Here is a 17,169-nt window from a genome sequence, read left to right as displayed (position 1 = left end):
AACTGAGTTTTAAAATTTTCTGCGTAAAACTAACACTCAATGTTCTACATAAACTGTTATAACCATAAATAATCTCTAATTTTACTCTCCAGAACTAAACAAATTATGCTTGCACAAATTCAGTATAAAGGAGAAAGTTTTACGATAGATTTTTCGAAACCTATCGATATATCGCTGAGTTTACGCGGGGACGATAAAAATCCCATTGCATGGTATTTAGATTCGCCAAAGATCGCGCCTTTTAAAGATGGTGATTTTGTAGGGAAAGTTTCAGAAGGAGCTTCAGTGAATTTTAATAATATTCAGTTTAATCCTCATGGGCATGGTACACATACTGAATGTGTTGGACATATCAGCAAAGAGTTTTTCAGTATAAATCAAACTTTAAAAAACTTCTTTTTTAAGTCGAAACTTATTTCTGTAAGTCCGGAAGTTCAAGGCGAAGATCAGGTAATTTCCGCAGCATTATTAAAAGAGCAAATTGGCGATTCTTGTCCGGAAGCTTTAGTGATAAGAACACTGCCAAATTATATCGAAAAGCGAAGCAAAAAATATTCGCATACCAATTGGCCGTATTTATCTGAAGAAGCTATGATCTTTATCAGGCAATTGAACGTAAAACATTTGCTAATCGATCTACCATCAGTAGATAAAGAGAAAGACGAAGGAAAATTACTGGCGCATAAAGCTTTTTGGAATTATCCTAAAAATACACGTTTTGACGCAACAATTTCAGAACTTATTTATGTGCCGAATCATGTGCCAGACGGTGAATATTTTCTGAATTTACAGATTGCTTCATTCGAAAATGATGCCTCGCCATCGAAACCTATTTTATATAAAATTCAATGATCAATGAAAACAACACTTAAACTCGAAGAACTTGCCAAACTAGGATTGGGCATTTTCGCTTTCTATTTTTTAGACTTTTCCTGGTGGTGGTTTATCGGTTTATTTTTGGCGCCAGATATTGGTGCAATTGGTTATGTTTTCAATAATAAAATAGGAGCATTTTTGTACAATTTGTTCCATCATCAGGGTTTGGCGATCTTGTTTTGGCTGGTGGGGATTCATCTTCATTTTCAGGTTTTACAATTAATAGGTGTAATTTTGTTTTCTCATTCGGCTTTTGATCGTATTTTAGGATACGGACTCAAATACGAAAAAGGTTTTAAATTCACCCATTTGGGAGAAATCGGAAAGTAGACTATGGAATTTCTTTTTATCGGGCTGGCGGCAGGCGCCATTGCATCGTACTTTATTTTTACAGCGTTTAACAAAGATCGTTCAAAGGTGAAAACCAAAGAGCAATCTGTTGTGTTAATGGAAAAGATTAGAAGCGTTTGCAAATTTATTACGGTAGAAGGTGATTTTTCTGAAATCTATCATTACGAAAATCTAAAGGAAAAATATATAAGTCTGATCTTTGGGAAAAAGAAGGCCATTATTTTAATTAACGCAAAAGCGCATGTGGGTTTCGATCTTAGTAAGATCAAGATGGAAAGTGATAACGAGAAAAAGCAGATCATTCTTACTAATTTTCCTGAACCCGAATTGCTTACCATAGAAACCGATTTTAAATATTACGATAAGCGCGAAGGCTGGGCCAATCCTTTTACAACTTCAGATCTTACCGAAATTAATCGCGACGCAAAAAAGCATATTGTAGATAAAATTCCGGAATCACCATTGTTCGAACAGGCAAGAAAAGAGGCGTTAAATACTGTATTGCTTATGGAAAATATCGTGCAAACCATTGGTTGGAAATTGGATTATTCGGCATTAGTTTTAGATGAAACCGAGCAGAAAAAGATCGAAAAAAAATAAGCCTGAAAATCAACAATATGAATATAGATACTTTCAGAAATTATTGTTTGGATAAAAAAGCGGTGACCGAGCATCTTCCTTTTGATCCTGAAACACTTGTTTTTAAAGTAATGGGTAAAATGTTTGCTTTGGTGTCTTTAGATGCTGTCCCACTTCGGGTAAATCTTAAATGCGAGCCGGAAAAAGCATTAGCACTTCGCGAAGAATACGACGGAAAGATCATTCCCGGTTATCACATGAACAAACAACACTGGAATACGATGATTCTGGATGGTGAAATCCCTACCGAATTAATTTTTGAACTTACAGACCATTCTTATCATCTAATCGTTAATAGCTTAACGAAAAAACAACAACGAGAATTCGACCAATTATAATGGCAAAACACATCGATTTTTATAAAAAACAGATTGAAATTCATCAAAAAGCGGCAGACAAACTTTCTAAACAATTATTAGCGTCCAGCTTATTACGCCTGTTTGTTTTCTTAATTATTTGTTTTCTAATTTATTTTTTCTGGGGAAATACACAGGTAATTATTTCTTCGATCATTGGCGGGATCGCAGTTTTCGTTTTCCTGGTTTCGCGGCATAGCGATCTTAAATACAAAAGCGATAAGCAAAAAGCGATCATTAAACTGAATCAAACCGAAATTGATGTCATGCAATCGCGACGATTTCAGGATTTGCCAGATGGTAGCGAATTTGAAGTTCCTAATCATGAATATGCTCAGGATATTGATCTCTTCGGAAGAGGTTCCTTTTTTCAGTATTTAAATAGAACGGCACTTTACGAGGGAACAAAAAAGCTGGTAAGCGTGCTGCTCGCCAATGAGATTGAAAATATTCCGCAGAAACAGGAAGCGGTAAAAGAACTGGCCGAAAAAGCCAAATGGCGCCAGGAATTTAGCGCTACCGCAAGTCTGGTAAAAACAACCGAATCTTCTACCACTATTGTTAGCTGGTTTAAAGAATACAAACGTTTTGTTCCGAAGTTTATAAAATGGCTTTCGCCGGTATTTTCGGTATTGTCGATTGCTGTAATTGTTGGATATGCGCTTGGTTTTGTAAGTGAATTTCAGCTGATATTATGGTTAGTCGTTGGTATTTTGATCACAGGAATCTACCTGAAAAAGATCAATTTACTTTCGGGAAGCGTTTCTAAAATTCAGGATACTTTTCACCAATATCACCAATTGCTGGGAATGTTAGAAAACGAAGCGTTTTCTTCAGCAATAATGCAAGACAAAAAGCAGGCGATTAGGACTGAAAGTAAGAAAGCTTCGCAGATCTTTAGGGAATTTTCTAAAGCCATCGATGCCTTAGATCAACGAAATAATATGTTATTCGGGATCTTTGGGAATGGCTTTTTACTTTGGGATTTGCGGCAGTCCTTAAAACTGGAAAATTGGATTGCTAAATACGGACTTCAGGTAGAAAAGTGGTTTGAAGTGATCGAACTTACCGATGCTTATAATTCGTTAGGAAACTTCAGTTTTAATCATCCAGATAATACATTTCCGAAGATAAATTCCGGAGAAAAAGGAATCTCGGCAACGCAATTAGCGCATCCGCTTTTGCATCCCGAAAAGCGTGTGGCCAATGATTTTTATATCGACAACAAAGAATTTTTTATCGTGACCGGGGCCAATATGGCCGGGAAAAGTACATTTTTAAGAACGGTTTCTTTGCAAATCGTGATGAGCAATATTGGTTTGCCGGTTTGTGCTGAAAATTGTGAGTACACGCCTATAAAATTAATTACCAGTATGCGAACCAGCGATTCGCTAAATGATGATGAATCTTATTTCTTTTCTGAACTAAAACGACTTAAATATATCGTAAATCGTATTCAACACGATCGATATTTTATAATTTTAGATGAAATTTTAAAAGGAACAAACAGCACCGATAAAGCCAATGGCTCTAAAAAGTTTGTTCGAAAACTGGTACGTTCACATTCTACAGGAATTATCGCCACCCACGATCTTAGCCTTTGTGAAATTACCGCAGAATTACCCCAGGTAAAAAACCATTATTTTGACGCTGAAATCATTAATGATGAACTTCATTTTGATTATCGCTTTAAAGATGGGATTTGCCAAAATATGAATGCTTCGTTTTTATTGCGAAAAATGGAGATTGTAGACGAATAGTAGAAAGAAAGTTTAAATGGATTCATTAACCCAGATTGTTTTAGGAGCTTCGGTAGGCGAAGTGGTTTTAGGTAGAAAAGTTGGTAATAAAGCCATGCTTTACGGGGCAATTGCCGGCACGATTCCAGATTTGGATGTGATTGCTCGTAATTTTACAGATACGATTACCGCCAACGAAATGCATCGTGGTTTTACACATTCTATTTTCTTTGCTTTGATCTTTGCACCCATTTTTGGCTGGCTAATTTCAAAGATCGAACGTAAAGCCGATGTTGATTGGAAAGGCTGGTCTAAATTGATGTTTTGGGGTTTATTTACGCATCCGCTTCTAGATATGTTTACCACCTGGGGAACGCAACTTTTTTGGCCGGCAGATATAAGGTTGGCTTTTAAAACGATTTTTGTGATCGATCCTTTTTATACGCTCCCGTTTTTATTTTTTGTGGTATTGGCTGCTTTTAGACCGAAAGATTCTATAGGCCGAAGAAAGCTGAATTATATGGGATTGCAGTTAAGCTGTTTTTACCTTTTTTGCATTACGATTCCGCTGAAGATCTATACATTTTATGAGTTTAAAAATGCCTTAGAAGAACAAAATTTGTCTTATTACGAGATCGAAACAAAACCTAGTCCGTTTAACACTATTCTTTGGACGGCTAACGTGGCGACAGATAAATCTTATTTAGTAGGAACTTATTCGATTTTAGACGATAAGCCCATAGAATTTAGGCGCTATCCTAAAAATTACGATTTGCTGGGAGATCTGGAAAATTATCCAAATTTCGAGCGATTGGTTAAGATCTCGAAAGGCTGGTACACGATTACCGAAAAAGAAGGAAACCTTTATTTTAATGATCTTCGTTTTGGTACGATCGATCCAACAGGAAATGATTCACGATTTGTTTTTAGCTATAAACTCGAAGTCAAAGACGGAGAACTTATTGCTACTGAAGTTGAAAAAGATTACGGCGATGCTTCTAAGATGATGAAAGGTTTGTTAGAGCGAATGAGAGGAAATTAGGTTTCAGTTTACAGTTTCAGTTGGCAGTTTTGTTTAGACCACTTCGCTCTTAGAAATTAGATCTTAGAACATAGAAAATAGATATGAGATTCAAGAGTTGGAACGATAATTTCGAATTTTGAATGCTGAATTTTGAATTGTTTTTTTTGTCATTTCGACTGGAGAGCAGCGGAATGGAGAAATCTTTTTCATAAATAATGGATTTCTCGACTTATTTCGATTGCTATTGATACACTGTGAAAAACAAAAATTATTTTAAATTTCAATCTAGAAAAACATATATCAATATTGTATAATTTCAGGATCTATTTAAGAAACTAAAAGCTAATTCATCTCTATAAACCGCTAACTGTAAGCTGTATACTGTATATTGAAACCGACTTCTCGATACAACAAATTCCTCCATTGCATTACGAAATTTGTCACTCGAAGTGACATTCAATTAACTTATCAGTTAGACTCGATCGATAGTCTAAAAGCATATTTAGGGGATGAGATTCCGTGGCAAGCATGGAATGACATTAATTTAAGCTGATCGCTAATCGCTAATCGCTAAAAGCTGAAAGCTAGTTCATCTCTGATAACTGTAAACCGTGAACTGTCAGCCGTAAACCGTCAACTAATAAATCATTTCCCTATAATCATTATCTTAGGCCTTGTAAAACCCCTGGTTAATGAAATTACAATCACTTCTTTGCTCATTTTGTTTATTTTTTACGAGTATTGTTTTTGCTCAAAATCCGTCAGCTCAACTGGATAGCATTCTTAAAGCTGAAAGCGAACATCGCGCTTACGATTATGCTGAATATCCTTTAGGATTACATACAGAAGAACTCTATGAATCTGAAGCCGATTTTGCCCAAAATCTCCTTGATAAATTATCCAAAATCGATAAATCTACTCTCTCGCAAACTGAAAAAATTACGGCTGAATTAATGAAATTTAAGCTTCAGGAACGTGTAGATCAATATGTCTACAAGGCTTATTTGAATCCGCTTCTTTCAGATGCGGGATTTCATGTGAGTTTGCCTTATCATGTTGGGCGATTGAATAATTACGAGCAGGTAAAGTGGTATTTAAAAAAGCTAAATGCGATTCCGAAGTATGTAGATCAAAATTTAGCATTGTTGCGAGAAGGATTGGAATTAGGAATCACGCAGCCTTTGGTGATTTTCGATGGTTACGAGGCTACTTATAACGACCAGATCGTGGACGATTATACAGAAAGCTTTTATTTTAGTCCGTTTCAGGATTTGCCTAACAACTTAACGCAGGCGCAAAAAGATTCGGTATTAAAAGTCGCTAAAATCGCTGTGGAAGAAAATGTGATTCCGCAGTTTAAACGAATCAAGAAATTTTTTGAAACCGAATATTTTCCAAAAACCCGAAAAAGTATAGGCGTTTCTGAAATTCCAAACGGTCCTGAATATTATCAAAATAGAATTCATTATTACACCACATTAGATCTTACCGCAGATGAGGTTCATGAAATTGGATTGAAAGAAGTTGCGCGAATTAATGCTGAAATGAAAGCGATCATTGAAGAAGTAAAATTTGAAGGAAGCTTTGATGAATTTATTGATTTTCTACGAACAGACGATCAATTTTATGCAGAAACAGGAGAAGAATTACTAAAAGAAGGTCGGGATATTGCCAAGAGAATCGATGCGCAATTGCCCAGGTTTTTTAAAGTTTTGCCCAGAAAGCCCTATGGCGTAGCACCAGTGCCAAGTGCTATCGCGCCAAAATATACGGCAGGAAGATATAAAGGAGCATCTTCTCCAACCGAACCTGGATATTTTTGGATTAACACCTATAAATTAGAAAGCAGGCCAAAATATGCATTGCCCGCTTTAGCACTTCACGAAGCCGTGCCGGGGCACCATTTGCAAATATCCTTAAATGCTGAATTAGGAGATAGCATTCCGCCATTTCGCCGTGGATTTTATCTTTCGGCTTATGGTGAAGGCTGGGGTTTATATGCTGAAAGTTTAGGTGAAGAAATGGGAATTTACGCCAATCCGTTCGAGAAATTTGGGCAACTAACCTACGAGCAATGGCGAGCTTGTAGATTAGTGGTAGATACCGGAATGCACGCCAAAGGTTGGAGTCGCGAAAAAGCGGTGGATTTTTTGACGAAAAATACCGCACTCTCTTTGCATGAAATTAATACCGAGATCGATCGTTATATCTCGTGGCCGGGACAGGCGCTATCCTATAAAATGGGCGAGCTTAAGATTAAAGAATTGCGAAAAAAAGCAGAAGAAGCTTTAAAAACAGATTTCGATATTCGTGAATTTCACAGGGTAATTTTATCGCAGGGAACGGTGACTTTAACCTTGATGGAAGATTTGGTAAATAACTACATAAAAGAAGTAAAAAATGAATAAAAGTATTCTATTCTTATTTTTCGTTCTTGGTTTTCAGTTAAGTTTTGGGCAAAATCAAAATGATTATGAAGAGGTCAAAGAATCGGTAATTTCAGCATATAATTCAGGAGAATTTAAAGCAATTTTCGATAGTTATTCCGTAGAAATGCAAGGCGCGTTTAGCTTAGAGAAAACCGAAGAGTTTTTTAGAAATTTAAAGACTTCCGCAGGAAATATTATCGATTCAGAGTTTCTAACATTTAATCCGCCGTACACTATTTATGCTACGGAATTTGATGCGGGTGCTTTTATGTTTAGCCTGGCACTTTCAGAAAATAAAGAGATTACCGGTTTTAAGTTTACACCCTACGGAAAAGAAACCAATCTTGCTGAAGCCGATACGATGCTCGATCTTCCTTTTGAAGGTGAATGGTACGTGGTTTGGGGTGGCGACAGGAAAGAAGATAATTATCATGTAGAGCATCCTGCGCAAACTGGCGCTTTCGATTTTTTAAAGATCAACGACGATCTTAAAACGCATGAAGGCGACGGTAGCACCAACGAGCAATATTATGCATTTGGAGAGGAAATTTTAGCTCCTGCTGCCGGAGAAGTGGTGATGGTGGTGGACGGAATTTATGATAATATTCCCGGTAAAATGAATCCAGATTTTGTGACCGGAAATACCATTGTAATCAAGCTGAAAGATGGCGAGTTTTTATGGCTGGCACATTTAAAAAAGCATTCGATTAAAGTGAAGGAAGGTGATAAGGTTGAAGAAGGAGAACAATTAGCTTTATGCGGAAATTCGGGAAATTCCAGCGAGCCACATTTGCATATGCATATTCAGGATGAATTAAAAATGAACAGTGCGAAAGGCTTAAAATCTTATTTTAAACGCTTAAAAGTGGATCGAAAATATATCGAAAATTACTCACCTGTTCGTGGAGATTTGATTGAGAAAATTTAGACCGCTGCGCTGTTAGAATTAAGTATTGAAAAGCTAATTTCAAAGTGCCCGCTATGGCAGAATCGTTTTATAACTTAAGAAGTTGTCATTTCGAGTGATTTTAATGAAGTGAAGCGAAATTAAAATTGTATCGAGAAATCTGATTTCAGTAAGCAGTCTCAGTAGACAATTGGCAAAATTCAATAAACAATTATCATGTAGCAGTTAGCTTTCAGCTTTCTGCAAATTTCGCTAACGATTAATTCGAGCTTGCCTAGCCTACAGAAAGGCGAAACAAAGTGAAGTCGAGAAATCTATTTCTTTAAAATAACAAACCTCACAGGTTTTAAAAACCTGTGAGGTTTAATTTTAAATATCGCTGAAAGCTATGCTATAAAACAGCTGACTAAGACCGTAACTTATTTCTGCGAGTCTGCGAAGTTTTGATAAAAATACGGAATGGTTTCAATACCTTTTAGGTAATTCCAAATGCCAAAATGTTCGTTTGGTGAATGGATGGCATCGGTATCCTGCCCAAAGCCCATTAAAATAATTTTACTTTTTAAAGCTTTTTCGAAAAGAGAAACGATTGGGATACTACCACCGCTACGTTGCGGAATTGGTGTTTTTCCGAAGGTTTTCTCGTAAGCTTTACTTGCAGCTTTGTAGGCGTCATTATCGATTGGCGTTACATAAGCGTAACCACCGTGATGTGCATTAACTTTAACAGTAACTGCCTTTGGAGCGATACTTTCAAAATGCTTTTTAAAAAGTTCAGAGATTTCTTGCCAATCCTGGTTTGGTACCAAGCGCATCGAAATTTTAGCAAAGGCTTTGGATGGTAAAACTGTTTTAGCACCTTCACCAATATAACCGCCCCAGATTCCGTTTACATCTAAAGTTGGGCGAATAGAGCCACGTTCTAAAGTAGAGAATCCTGCTTCACCATAAACATCATTGATGTCTAGTTTCTTTTTATATTCTTCTTCATTGTAAGGTGCTTCAGCCATTTTAGCTCTTTCTTCCGCAGAAAGTTCTTCTACATTATAATAAAATCCAGGTATGGTAATATGATTATTCTCGTCTGTAAGAGAAGAGATCAATTTTGTTAGAATATTGATTGGGTTTCCTACCGTACCGCCATAAAGGCCTGAGTGTAAATCACGGTTAGGTCCCGTAACTTCAACTTCCATATATGATAAGCCACGTAATCCTGTGGTGATGCTAGGCACATCTTTTGCGATCATACTAGTATCTGAGATAAGAATCACATCGTTTTGTAGCTTTTCGATATTATTTTCGATGAACCAGCCTAAATGTTTACTTCCAACTTCTTCTTCACCTTCGATCATAAATTTTACATTGCAGGGAAGCTGATTGGTTTTGGTCATATATTCCAAAGCTTTTACATGCATATACATCTGGCCTTTGTCGTCACAGGCTCCACGAGCAAAAATTGCTCCGTCTGGATGTAAGGCTGTTTCTTTGATCACAGGTTCAAAAGGAGGGGAGTTCCAAAGATCTAATGGATCTGGGGGCTGAACATCGTAATGACCGTAAACTAGCACGGTTGGTAGATTTTTGTCGATAATTTTTTCGCCGTATACAACGGGATGTCCTGGGGTGTCACAAATTTCGACTAAATCACAACCAGCTTTTTCTAATTCTGTTTTCACTGCCTGGGCAGTGGTGATCATTTCATTTTTAAATTTTGAATCGGCACTTATCGACGGAATTTTAAGTAAATCAACAAGTTCTGAGACAAATCTATCCTTATGCTCTTCAACATAAGATTTAACGTTGTCCATTGGGTTTAGATTTTGAAATTTCCCAAAGGTAAGAAATTCAAAATTTTTTTTGAAAGCTTGTTTGTGTATTGAAAGATTTGTTTATATTTGCATCCGCTTACCGAAAGGATAAGCACTTTATTGAACCTGCGGGCGTGGTGGAATTGGTAGACACGCTAGACTTAGGATCTAGTGCCGCGAGGTGTGAGAGTTCGAGTCTCTCCGCCCGCACAGGTTAAAAGCCTCTCAGAAATGAGAGGCTTTTTTTATGCTTTAGTTTTAAGAAAAGTCCTTTAGTTTTACCCTTAAAGTGTATTTGATATCATAAAAAAATGTCTTAAAAATATACAATTTGAGTATTTAGAAGATTAAGTTCAATTTGTTTGTGTACATAATGGATAAAAAATACCCGAAATATTGCCTATGTGAGGTAAACAATATCCCGGGTGGGGCATCAAACAATTTGAGGTATTTACTCTTTTGAATATCCTTGATGAAACAAAGGAGTTTTTATCTTCTAACCTATCTGTTTGGTAGGTAAGCTTAATTCAGGATCTTATATATAAAGTTCCTTTTTTAACTCATAATGTGATTCCGTGTCACAAATGGAATGACAGTAATTCCCTTTATTACAAATAGCGGATAATCTGTTTATTCTACTCGATCGAATCATAGAACTTCCAGGATGTTTTGAAATTTTCCTTTAAATCCTGATTGGTCAGGATTGCTCTTATCATCTCTATTGGCATAGCGTTAAGTTGCATTATTTTATCGTGGAATTCCTTATCGGTCATTTTACCAGTTTTTACCAGTTCTTCGCGAAGAGCATAAAACTGTCTTCCTCCGGTTAAATAGGCTAATTGATAAAGTGGAGGATAGCTTCCAATGAAAGATCGTCTTACTTCACCTTCAGCATTAGCACGTTCAAAACCTACACGATCTACTAAGAAATCGATACATTCCTGCGGAGTCCATTTTCCTAAATGATAGTTTAGAGAGAAAATAATACGTGCGCAACGATGCATGTGCCAAAACAACATTCCTATACGATCTTCTGGGCTGCTAGGAAAACCTTCGTCCCAAAGTAATAATTCCCAATAAAGTGACCAGCCCTCTGTCCAAAATGGTGTGCGATAATTGCGATACGTTCTATAGCGGCTATTCATAAAACCTTCTAAGTTGTGACCAGCAATTAATTCGTGATGCACGGTAGCTTTAGAGAAATGTGGGTTATTACCACGCATACTCATCATTTTTTGTTCGTAGGTCATTCCGCTGGTTGGGTAAGAGATGGTAATATTTGTACCACCAGTAAAGAATGGGTTTACTAGTTGTCTTTCTGGAGACATCATTTGCATTCCCCAGGTTTCTTCAGCTAATGGAGGAACGCTTATAAGGTCATTTTCTTTTAGGAATTCAACAGATTCGTTATAGAGATCTAACATCGCTTCTGGTTGAAGTCCTGGTTCTACATAAGCATTTTTTACTTTTTCCTGTGCTGCTTTCCAGTCTTTACCAAAGCCCATCTCTTCAGCAGCTTTTAAAAGTTCTTTATCGCACCAGGCAAACTCTTTATTGGCAATTTTAATAAGCTCTTCAGGAGTGTACGGAATCATCTCGTATTTTAACTGTTTTACCAGTTCGTCTCTTCCGGCGGGATAACCAATAATTCCGCTTTCATCAACAGGCCTTTTATTTTCCAACTTAGCCTCAAAAGCAGTTTTGTATTTCGCCAGGCTAGAATCCAAAGCTTTATAAGTGCTGGGAACCCACCACGTAAACATTGGGTCGTAATCGTTATAAAATGAGAAAACACTGGAAGCTGAATTTTTAAGGTCTTCTACTGCTGAAATAGCTTCTTGAACCTGATCTTTATTGAAGGATTGATCTTCTTTTAAAATAGGTAATAAAGAGTCTATTTGTTTTGCTGAAGTGTTCCAGTTTTTGGCCACTTCTTTGGCTTCTAACTGGTAGCCTCTTCGTCTTAATTTTAGGTATTTGTAGATGTTTTCTGAAAACGGAAACCAGCTTTTAACTTCAGCATAGGTTTTATTATGTTGTTTTGCTTCACTAATATCATTGTTAAGATCGCGCTTAAATAAAATGTAATCTACTTTACATTCCTGCGGAAGTTCCTTAAAGTCGATTTTAGATAATTCTGCAAGATATTTTTCTTTTAGTTCAATAATACGGTCACGTCTTTCTTGAGAACCTCCAGAATCTGAAATTCTTCCCCATCTAAAACCATTTGAAGGAGAATAATAGCGTACCAAATCGCCCATATCTGCCTCGTGATTGGTAATTAGCATAGGCATTACCTGGCAGGGAACAAAACTGTCGTCCTGGGACTGTGCATCTATAGAGCATAGTGACAGGCTAGAGAGAATTAAGGCTGAAAAAAAGCCTTTCATTTTATCGAATTTGAGCATTATATAAGATTTAGCAATTTTTAATTAGTTTTTATTATCCCAGGTGGTTCCCTCGTTAAACCAATCTGGCTGGCCAACGGCGGTTACATTTGGGTTTCTTTCGATTTCATTTAATGGATAAGGAAACCTTCTTGCAAAAGTGTTGTTGGCATTTGCGTTTTGTATCATGTATTCGAAATCGAATTCTGGATAACCGGTTCTTACATAATCAAAGTAAGTTTCCCCTGTTCTAAAGATGTTCGATAAATATTTTTGCTGAATAATTAATTGCTGAGCATCTTCATGATTTGTAGGCATATCTAAAGAAGCTTGTGCGTTGTAGCTTGTGATTTCAGCATCGGGAACTTCCATATATTCCATATCTGCACGACTTCCTTCTTTCATAGCGGCTTCAGCTAAATCCCATTCGCCTCTAAACGCATAAGCTTCAGCTTCTAAAAATTTAGATTCAGAATAAAGCATTATATGATCTGGATAAGACATTGAAAGATATTCGAACCTGTAATGGCTTGGTCTATTTCCTGCTTGTACCGCTGAACCGGCATAATGCCCCATATATCCATCTGGATCTGCTTCAGCATTAGTGAACATGATAGGTCTTCTGGGATCTTCAAAATCGTTCATCATATCGATAAGAAAGTTTCCAGGTGTGAGTCCGCGTCCACCACTATAAGCTCTGGTCATGTAATTATATAACGGATTTGCGTTTGCCAGATCTTCAAGATGTCTCCACATCACATTGTCATCGTTAGAGGTCATCCCATTTTCTAAATAAGATAGAATTTGAGTGATTTGTGTATCCTGATCTATACCTGGTGCATAGATTCTTCTCATGGCCTGTCTTGCTTTTAAGGAATAAGCAAAACGCGTCCAGCTATCAATATCACCGTTTAGCATATAATCGTCTGTTCCTGGTAAAAGTTCACCGCCATCTGTGTTTTGAAAAAGATCGATAGCTTCATCTAAAAGCGCATTAGCATGAGCGTATAATTCGTCCTGTGTAGCCAATTCTGGTTGTTGGTTTTCTAAACCTGTCATTGCCTGCTCTAAAGGAGCCTGGTCGTAAACATCTGCAATGTAAAACCAGTGATGAGCGGCAATTACCCCTGCGATTCCCTGATAGTGAGTATTGCCATTTTCTTCAGCAAAATCATATAATTCTACTGCATGTTTTAAGGAGTAAGAGTAGGAGTTCCACACCTCGTTTCCAAAACCGGGATCTACGTTTACGATAGCGTTAGAGCCTTCTATAGCAAACCATGATAGCCAGGTAGGATAACCGTACCAGGTTTCAAATTTTTCGTTTGCCATTGCAACCCATTCAGCTTCTACACCAATAAGCATTATTTCTTCGGTGATCGATGGTCCTGCGGTAATGCTGTCTGGATCTGTATCGATATCTGTCCATGATTCGCACCCAGTTATAAAAAAGGCGCTAAAAAATATTAAAAATCGAATCTTATATAATTGCTTTATTGTATTCATAATTCTCATTTTAAAATTTTGCAGTTAAGGTAATAGAGTAGGTCTTTGTGGTTGGTAAGCTGTAGCTTAGGTATCCATTTCCGTTAGTAATACCATCTGTATTAATTTCTGGATCTGGTCCTTCAAAATCATCATGAAAGCTTCGCCATAAGTTTCTTCCAGAAAAAGCAATCTGAACATCCTGTAAGCCGGCACCGGCAACAATTTTATTTGGTAAATTATAAGCCAGTTGCACTTCTCTTAATTTGATGTAATCTTTAGGCATAATATTATCTTCTAGTACAGATTGTGCTACGGTTTGATAATAAAGGTCGTATCTGGTAGGCTCTGGTGTTTCGCTGGTAACTACTACTTCTCCGGTAGATGAATCATAATGTCCCATTACTCCATCGAAAGTAGTCATGTTATTGTCTGGGCGGTTATTTTGATGTGCCGCTAAACCATAGTATGTAAGGTAATGGTCGTTAAGACTGTAAAGGTTACCGCCTTTACTCATGTCGAACTGAAACATTATAGAAAGGTTTTTATAGTTAAAGGTGTTTCTTAAACTACCAATCCATTCTGGTGCGGTTTGTCCAAGAATCTGGTTTCCTCTGTTATCTGCTAAAGGTCTTCCGTAGCTTAAACCAGGAGTGTCATCTAAAACCAATCTGCCTTGATCGTCTCTTAAAAATCCTAATCCAAAAATTACCGGGTAAGGTTGGTCTACAATAGCATAACCATAAGAACCAACACTAATAGGTTCGTTGTTAGTACCCAAACGATCTACGTTAGAGTTATCTTTAGACCAGTTAAGGCTTAAATCCCAATTAAAGAATTCAGTTTGGATTGGAGTGGCATTTATACCAACTTCAACTCCTTTGTGGGTAATCCCTCCTATGTTTACTGAACCATAAGTGTATCCTGTAGAAGCCAGAAATTGTTCAGATAAAATCTGGTTTTCACTCCAGTTATGGTAGTAAGCAATATCGAAGTTTAGGCGACTTTTTAAAAGTTTAAGTTCTAAACCAAGTTCGACTTCGCTTTTAAATTCGTTCGTAAGATTTTCGTTCGGAATCCTTGCAGAAGAAAGGTAACTTCTGCGACCATTAAACGGCCACATTACACCGTCTCCACCAGCAGAAACCAAAGGGTTGTTTCTGGCATAGGCACCGGCAGGAGAGCCTACTTTTGCATAACTGGCTCTTAGTTTTCCGAAATTTAAAATGTCATTTTTTGGTAAAAGTTCTGTGAACACAAGACCTAAACTGTGGCTAGGGTAGAAGAAGCTATCTGCTAAACTAGACGCCCAGTCGTTTCTTCCAGTTACGGTGTAATAAAGCATTTTTTTATAGCCAATCATAGCCTGCCCAAAAAATGAATAAGATCTAAACATTCCGCGATCATCGTAAGCAGAATATCCACTTACGTTAGTAGAATTGTAGATACCTGGCAGAATTAGTCCGTTTCCATTAAAGTAGTTACCTCTCCATTTATTTTCCTGAATATTATGCCCAATCATGGCGTTTACTTCAAAATCACCAAAATCATTGTCGTAAGTGATTGTTTCTGTAGATTCGATATCACGACTAAACCTTTCTGAAGAGCTATAACTTCCCTGTACAGATGCATAACCCCCAAGATTATAATGAGAATCTGTATGCGCGTTAGTAGTGCTGATACCTGTTACAGATCTAAATTTTAAGTGATCCAGGATTTCATACTCAATAATAAACGTACCTGCAAAACGATCTCTTTCGTTGTTAGCGCCAACATTATCCAAAACCCATGTGTATGGATCTCTGGAACCTCCTCTATACGATCTTAAACTTCCGTCTTCAGCATAAATAGGATAAGGATTCCAGGTGTTTGGTGTAGACATTAGAGTATTCATAAAAGAACTGTTAGAATTATCTTCAAAAAGACGTTCGTTCTTTTGAGTGGTATAAAGAATATTAGAAGAAACAGTAAGTTTAGGAGTAAATTTAAACGAAGTGTTGGCATTTATTGAATTTCTTCTGAATTCAAGCGGAGAAAGAATACCGTTATTGTTTAAGTTGCTGTAGCTAACATAATAAGAAGCTTTGTCTCCACCGCCAGTTATGCTTAGGCTGTTTTCGTTTGTGATTCCTGTTTCAAAAATTTCCCAACGATCGTAAGATTGTGCACCCGGTACATCTGAAATTCTTGGTCCAAAACTGGTTGAGGTAAATGAAGAGTTTCCATCTACATACACCCAGTCACCATCTGCCCAGTATCCTTGTGACCATTGATCTTGAAGCGGAATCTCGTAAATTTCATCGAAACTAATAGAGCTGCTAAGAGTGATCACTGGCTTCATATTAAAAGTGCCAGATTTTGTGGTTACCAGAATTACACCGTTTGCTGCTTCACTACCGTATAACGCAGAAGCTGCAGCACCTTTTAAAACACTTAAACTTTCTATAGAATTTGGGTCGATATCTGCAAGTCCCGAAGAACTACTACCATTAGAAGCATCGAAAGGTACACCATTAACTACCAGAAGTGGTTGGTTATTCCCAGTAATCGAAGAACCACCTCTAATCACAATACGAGCACCACTACCTGGCTGACTTGAAGCGCTGGAAATTTGTACACCGGCAACTTTACCGCTTAATGCATTTACAAAGTTATTGGTTGCCTTTACAGCACTTAAATTATCACCTTCAACTTCAGCAGTAGCATATCCTAGAGCTCTTTTTTCACTCTTAATTCCTAGGGCTGTTACAACTACTTCGCTAAGAGCTTCAGAGTCTTCTTCTAATGTTATTTCAATAGATTTTTTTCCGTTAATAGGTACTTCTTTTGTAGAAAAACCTACGTAAGAAATAACCAAAATAGCATCTTGTAGATTCGCAACCTGGAGTGTGAAATTTCCGTCCATATCAGCTTGCGTACCATTAGAGGTTCCTTTAACAACAACTGTAGCGCCAAGTAATGGCATCCCGTTGTTATCGATAATTTTTCCTGTTAATTGATTTTGTGCAAACAGGTTTGCTCCCGATATAAAAAGCATCAAAAAAAGAATGTAAATTTTCTGCTTAAACATTAAGGGGAGTGGGTGAGAATTGGTTTTTTGAAGCATATATTAATTTTTAGTTGTTGGGGAATAGTGGCTAAGCTAGATCTTATTGTATGCTATTTTTA

The 17,169-nt window shown here is 37.1% G+C and carries 12 protein-coding genes and 1 tRNA gene; 9 read left to right on the top strand and 4 right to left on the bottom strand.

Translation table 11 applies throughout. The features are described from left to right. Positions 1-105 precede the first annotated feature (105 nt). From IIF7_RS04520 to IIF7_RS04485, 8 genes are all read left to right on the top strand, one after another. A complete protein-coding gene (locus IIF7_RS04520) occupies positions 106-852 on the top strand; it encodes a cyclase family protein (protein ID WP_084840486.1) in 747 nt (248 codons plus the stop codon). A gap of 3 nt (positions 853-855) precedes the next feature. Further along, a complete protein-coding gene (locus IIF7_RS04515; RefSeq protein ID WP_084840485.1) occupies positions 856-1,206 on the top strand; it encodes a DUF4260 domain-containing protein in 351 nt (116 codons plus the stop codon). Between the two features lie 3 nt (positions 1,207-1,209). Beyond that, a complete protein-coding gene (locus IIF7_RS04510) occupies positions 1,210-1,827 on the top strand; it encodes a DUF4230 domain-containing protein (RefSeq protein WP_084840484.1) in 618 nt (205 codons plus the stop codon). A gap of 17 nt (positions 1,828-1,844) precedes the next feature. Further along, positions 1,845-2,204: an MmcQ/YjbR family DNA-binding protein gene (locus IIF7_RS04505; RefSeq protein ID WP_084840483.1), complete on the top strand. Its 360-nt coding sequence runs from the start codon at positions 1,845-1,847 to the stop codon at positions 2,202-2,204. Continuing rightward, complete coding sequence (locus IIF7_RS04500; RefSeq protein WP_084840482.1) at positions 2,204-3,982, top strand: MutS-related protein; 1,779 nt, start codon at positions 2,204-2,206, stop codon at positions 3,980-3,982. The genes IIF7_RS04505 and IIF7_RS04500 overlap by 1 nt, the downstream gene beginning before the upstream one ends. 16 nt (positions 3,983-3,998) lie before the next feature. Next, on the top strand, positions 3,999-5,003 hold the full coding sequence (locus tag IIF7_RS04495; protein WP_084840481.1) for a metal-dependent hydrolase: 1,005 nt from the start codon (positions 3,999-4,001) through the stop codon (positions 5,001-5,003). 674 nt (positions 5,004-5,677) lie between these two features. Further along, the gene (locus tag IIF7_RS04490) at positions 5,678-7,393 is read left to right on the top strand and encodes a DUF885 domain-containing protein (protein WP_084840480.1); all 1,716 of its coding nucleotides are present in this window, start codon (positions 5,678-5,680) and stop codon (positions 7,391-7,393) included. Next, on the top strand, positions 7,386-8,342 hold the full coding sequence (locus IIF7_RS04485) for a M23 family metallopeptidase (RefSeq protein ID WP_084840479.1): 957 nt from the start codon (positions 7,386-7,388) through the stop codon (positions 8,340-8,342). The genes IIF7_RS04490 and IIF7_RS04485 overlap by 8 nt, the downstream gene beginning before the upstream one ends. A 398-nt stretch (positions 8,343-8,740) precedes the next feature. Here the strand turns inward: IIF7_RS04485 and IIF7_RS04480 are convergent, their stop codons facing one another. Beyond that, on the bottom strand, positions 8,741-10,129 hold the full coding sequence (locus IIF7_RS04480; protein ID WP_084840478.1) for a dipeptidase: 1,389 nt from the start codon (positions 10,127-10,129) through the stop codon (positions 8,741-8,743). Positions 10,130-10,257: 128 nt separating this feature from the next. On the opposite strand from IIF7_RS04480, the gene IIF7_RS04475 reads away from it, so the two are divergent. Then, a tRNA-Leu gene (locus IIF7_RS04475) sits at positions 10,258-10,339 on the top strand. A 425-nt stretch (positions 10,340-10,764) separates the two neighbouring features. Here IIF7_RS04475 and IIF7_RS04470 read toward each other — a convergent pair. From IIF7_RS04470 to IIF7_RS04460, 3 genes are read right to left on the bottom strand one after another with little or no spacing between them, the layout of a single operon-like run. Next, positions 10,765-12,519, bottom strand: coding sequence for a DUF885 family protein (locus tag IIF7_RS04470; RefSeq protein ID WP_245801522.1), 1,755 nt, complete (start codon positions 12,517-12,519; stop codon positions 10,765-10,767). 42 nt (positions 12,520-12,561) lie between these two features. Then, complete coding sequence (locus tag IIF7_RS04465) at positions 12,562-14,022, bottom strand: SusD/RagB family nutrient-binding outer membrane lipoprotein (protein WP_176218894.1); 1,461 nt, start codon at positions 14,020-14,022, stop codon at positions 12,562-12,564. A 10-nt stretch (positions 14,023-14,032) separates the two neighbouring features. Further along, entirely contained in the window at positions 14,033-17,107 is a 3,075-nt protein-coding gene (locus IIF7_RS04460; RefSeq protein WP_084840475.1) for a SusC/RagA family TonB-linked outer membrane protein, read from the bottom strand. Between the last annotated feature and the right edge of the window lie 62 nt (positions 17,108-17,169).

Source organism: Zunongwangia atlantica 22II14-10F7 (assembly GCF_002094855.1).
Lineage (GTDB): Bacteria > Bacteroidota > Bacteroidia > Flavobacteriales > Flavobacteriaceae > Zunongwangia > Zunongwangia atlantica.
This window is presented reverse-complemented; position numbering and strand designations above follow the sequence as displayed.

Bases quoted from the DNA above. Each gene is read 5' to 3' on its own strand.
- IIF7_RS04520 (WP_084840486.1), top strand. From the start codon at position 106: ATGCTTGCACAAATTCAGTATAAAGGAGAAAGTTTTACGATAGATTTT.
- IIF7_RS04510 (WP_084840484.1), top strand. From the start codon at position 1,210: ATGGAATTTCTTTTTATCGGGCTGGCGGCAGGCGCCATTGCATCGTAC.
- IIF7_RS04485 (WP_084840479.1), top strand. From the start codon at position 7,386: ATGAATAAAAGTATTCTATTCTTATTTTTCGTTCTTGGTTTTCAGTTA.
- IIF7_RS04470 (WP_245801522.1), bottom strand. From the start codon at position 12,519: ATGAAAGGCTTTTTTTCAGCCTTAATTCTCTCTAGCCTGTCACTATGC.
- IIF7_RS04490 (WP_084840480.1), top strand. From the start codon at position 5,678: ATGAAATTACAATCACTTCTTTGCTCATTTTGTTTATTTTTTACGAGT.
- IIF7_RS04460 (WP_084840475.1), bottom strand. From the start codon at position 17,107: ATGCTTCAAAAAACCAATTCTCACCCACTCCCCTTAATGTTTAAGCAG.
- IIF7_RS04515 (WP_084840485.1), top strand. From the start codon at position 856: ATGAAAACAACACTTAAACTCGAAGAACTTGCCAAACTAGGATTGGGC.
- IIF7_RS04500 (WP_084840482.1), top strand. From the start codon at position 2,204: ATGGCAAAACACATCGATTTTTATAAAAAACAGATTGAAATTCATCAA.
- IIF7_RS04505 (WP_084840483.1), top strand. From the start codon at position 1,845: ATGAATATAGATACTTTCAGAAATTATTGTTTGGATAAAAAAGCGGTG.
- IIF7_RS04465 (WP_176218894.1), bottom strand. From the start codon at position 14,022: ATGAATACAATAAAGCAATTATATAAGATTCGATTTTTAATATTTTTT.
- IIF7_RS04480 (WP_084840478.1), bottom strand. From the start codon at position 10,129: ATGGACAACGTTAAATCTTATGTTGAAGAGCATAAGGATAGATTTGTC.
- IIF7_RS04495 (WP_084840481.1), top strand. From the start codon at position 3,999: ATGGATTCATTAACCCAGATTGTTTTAGGAGCTTCGGTAGGCGAAGTG.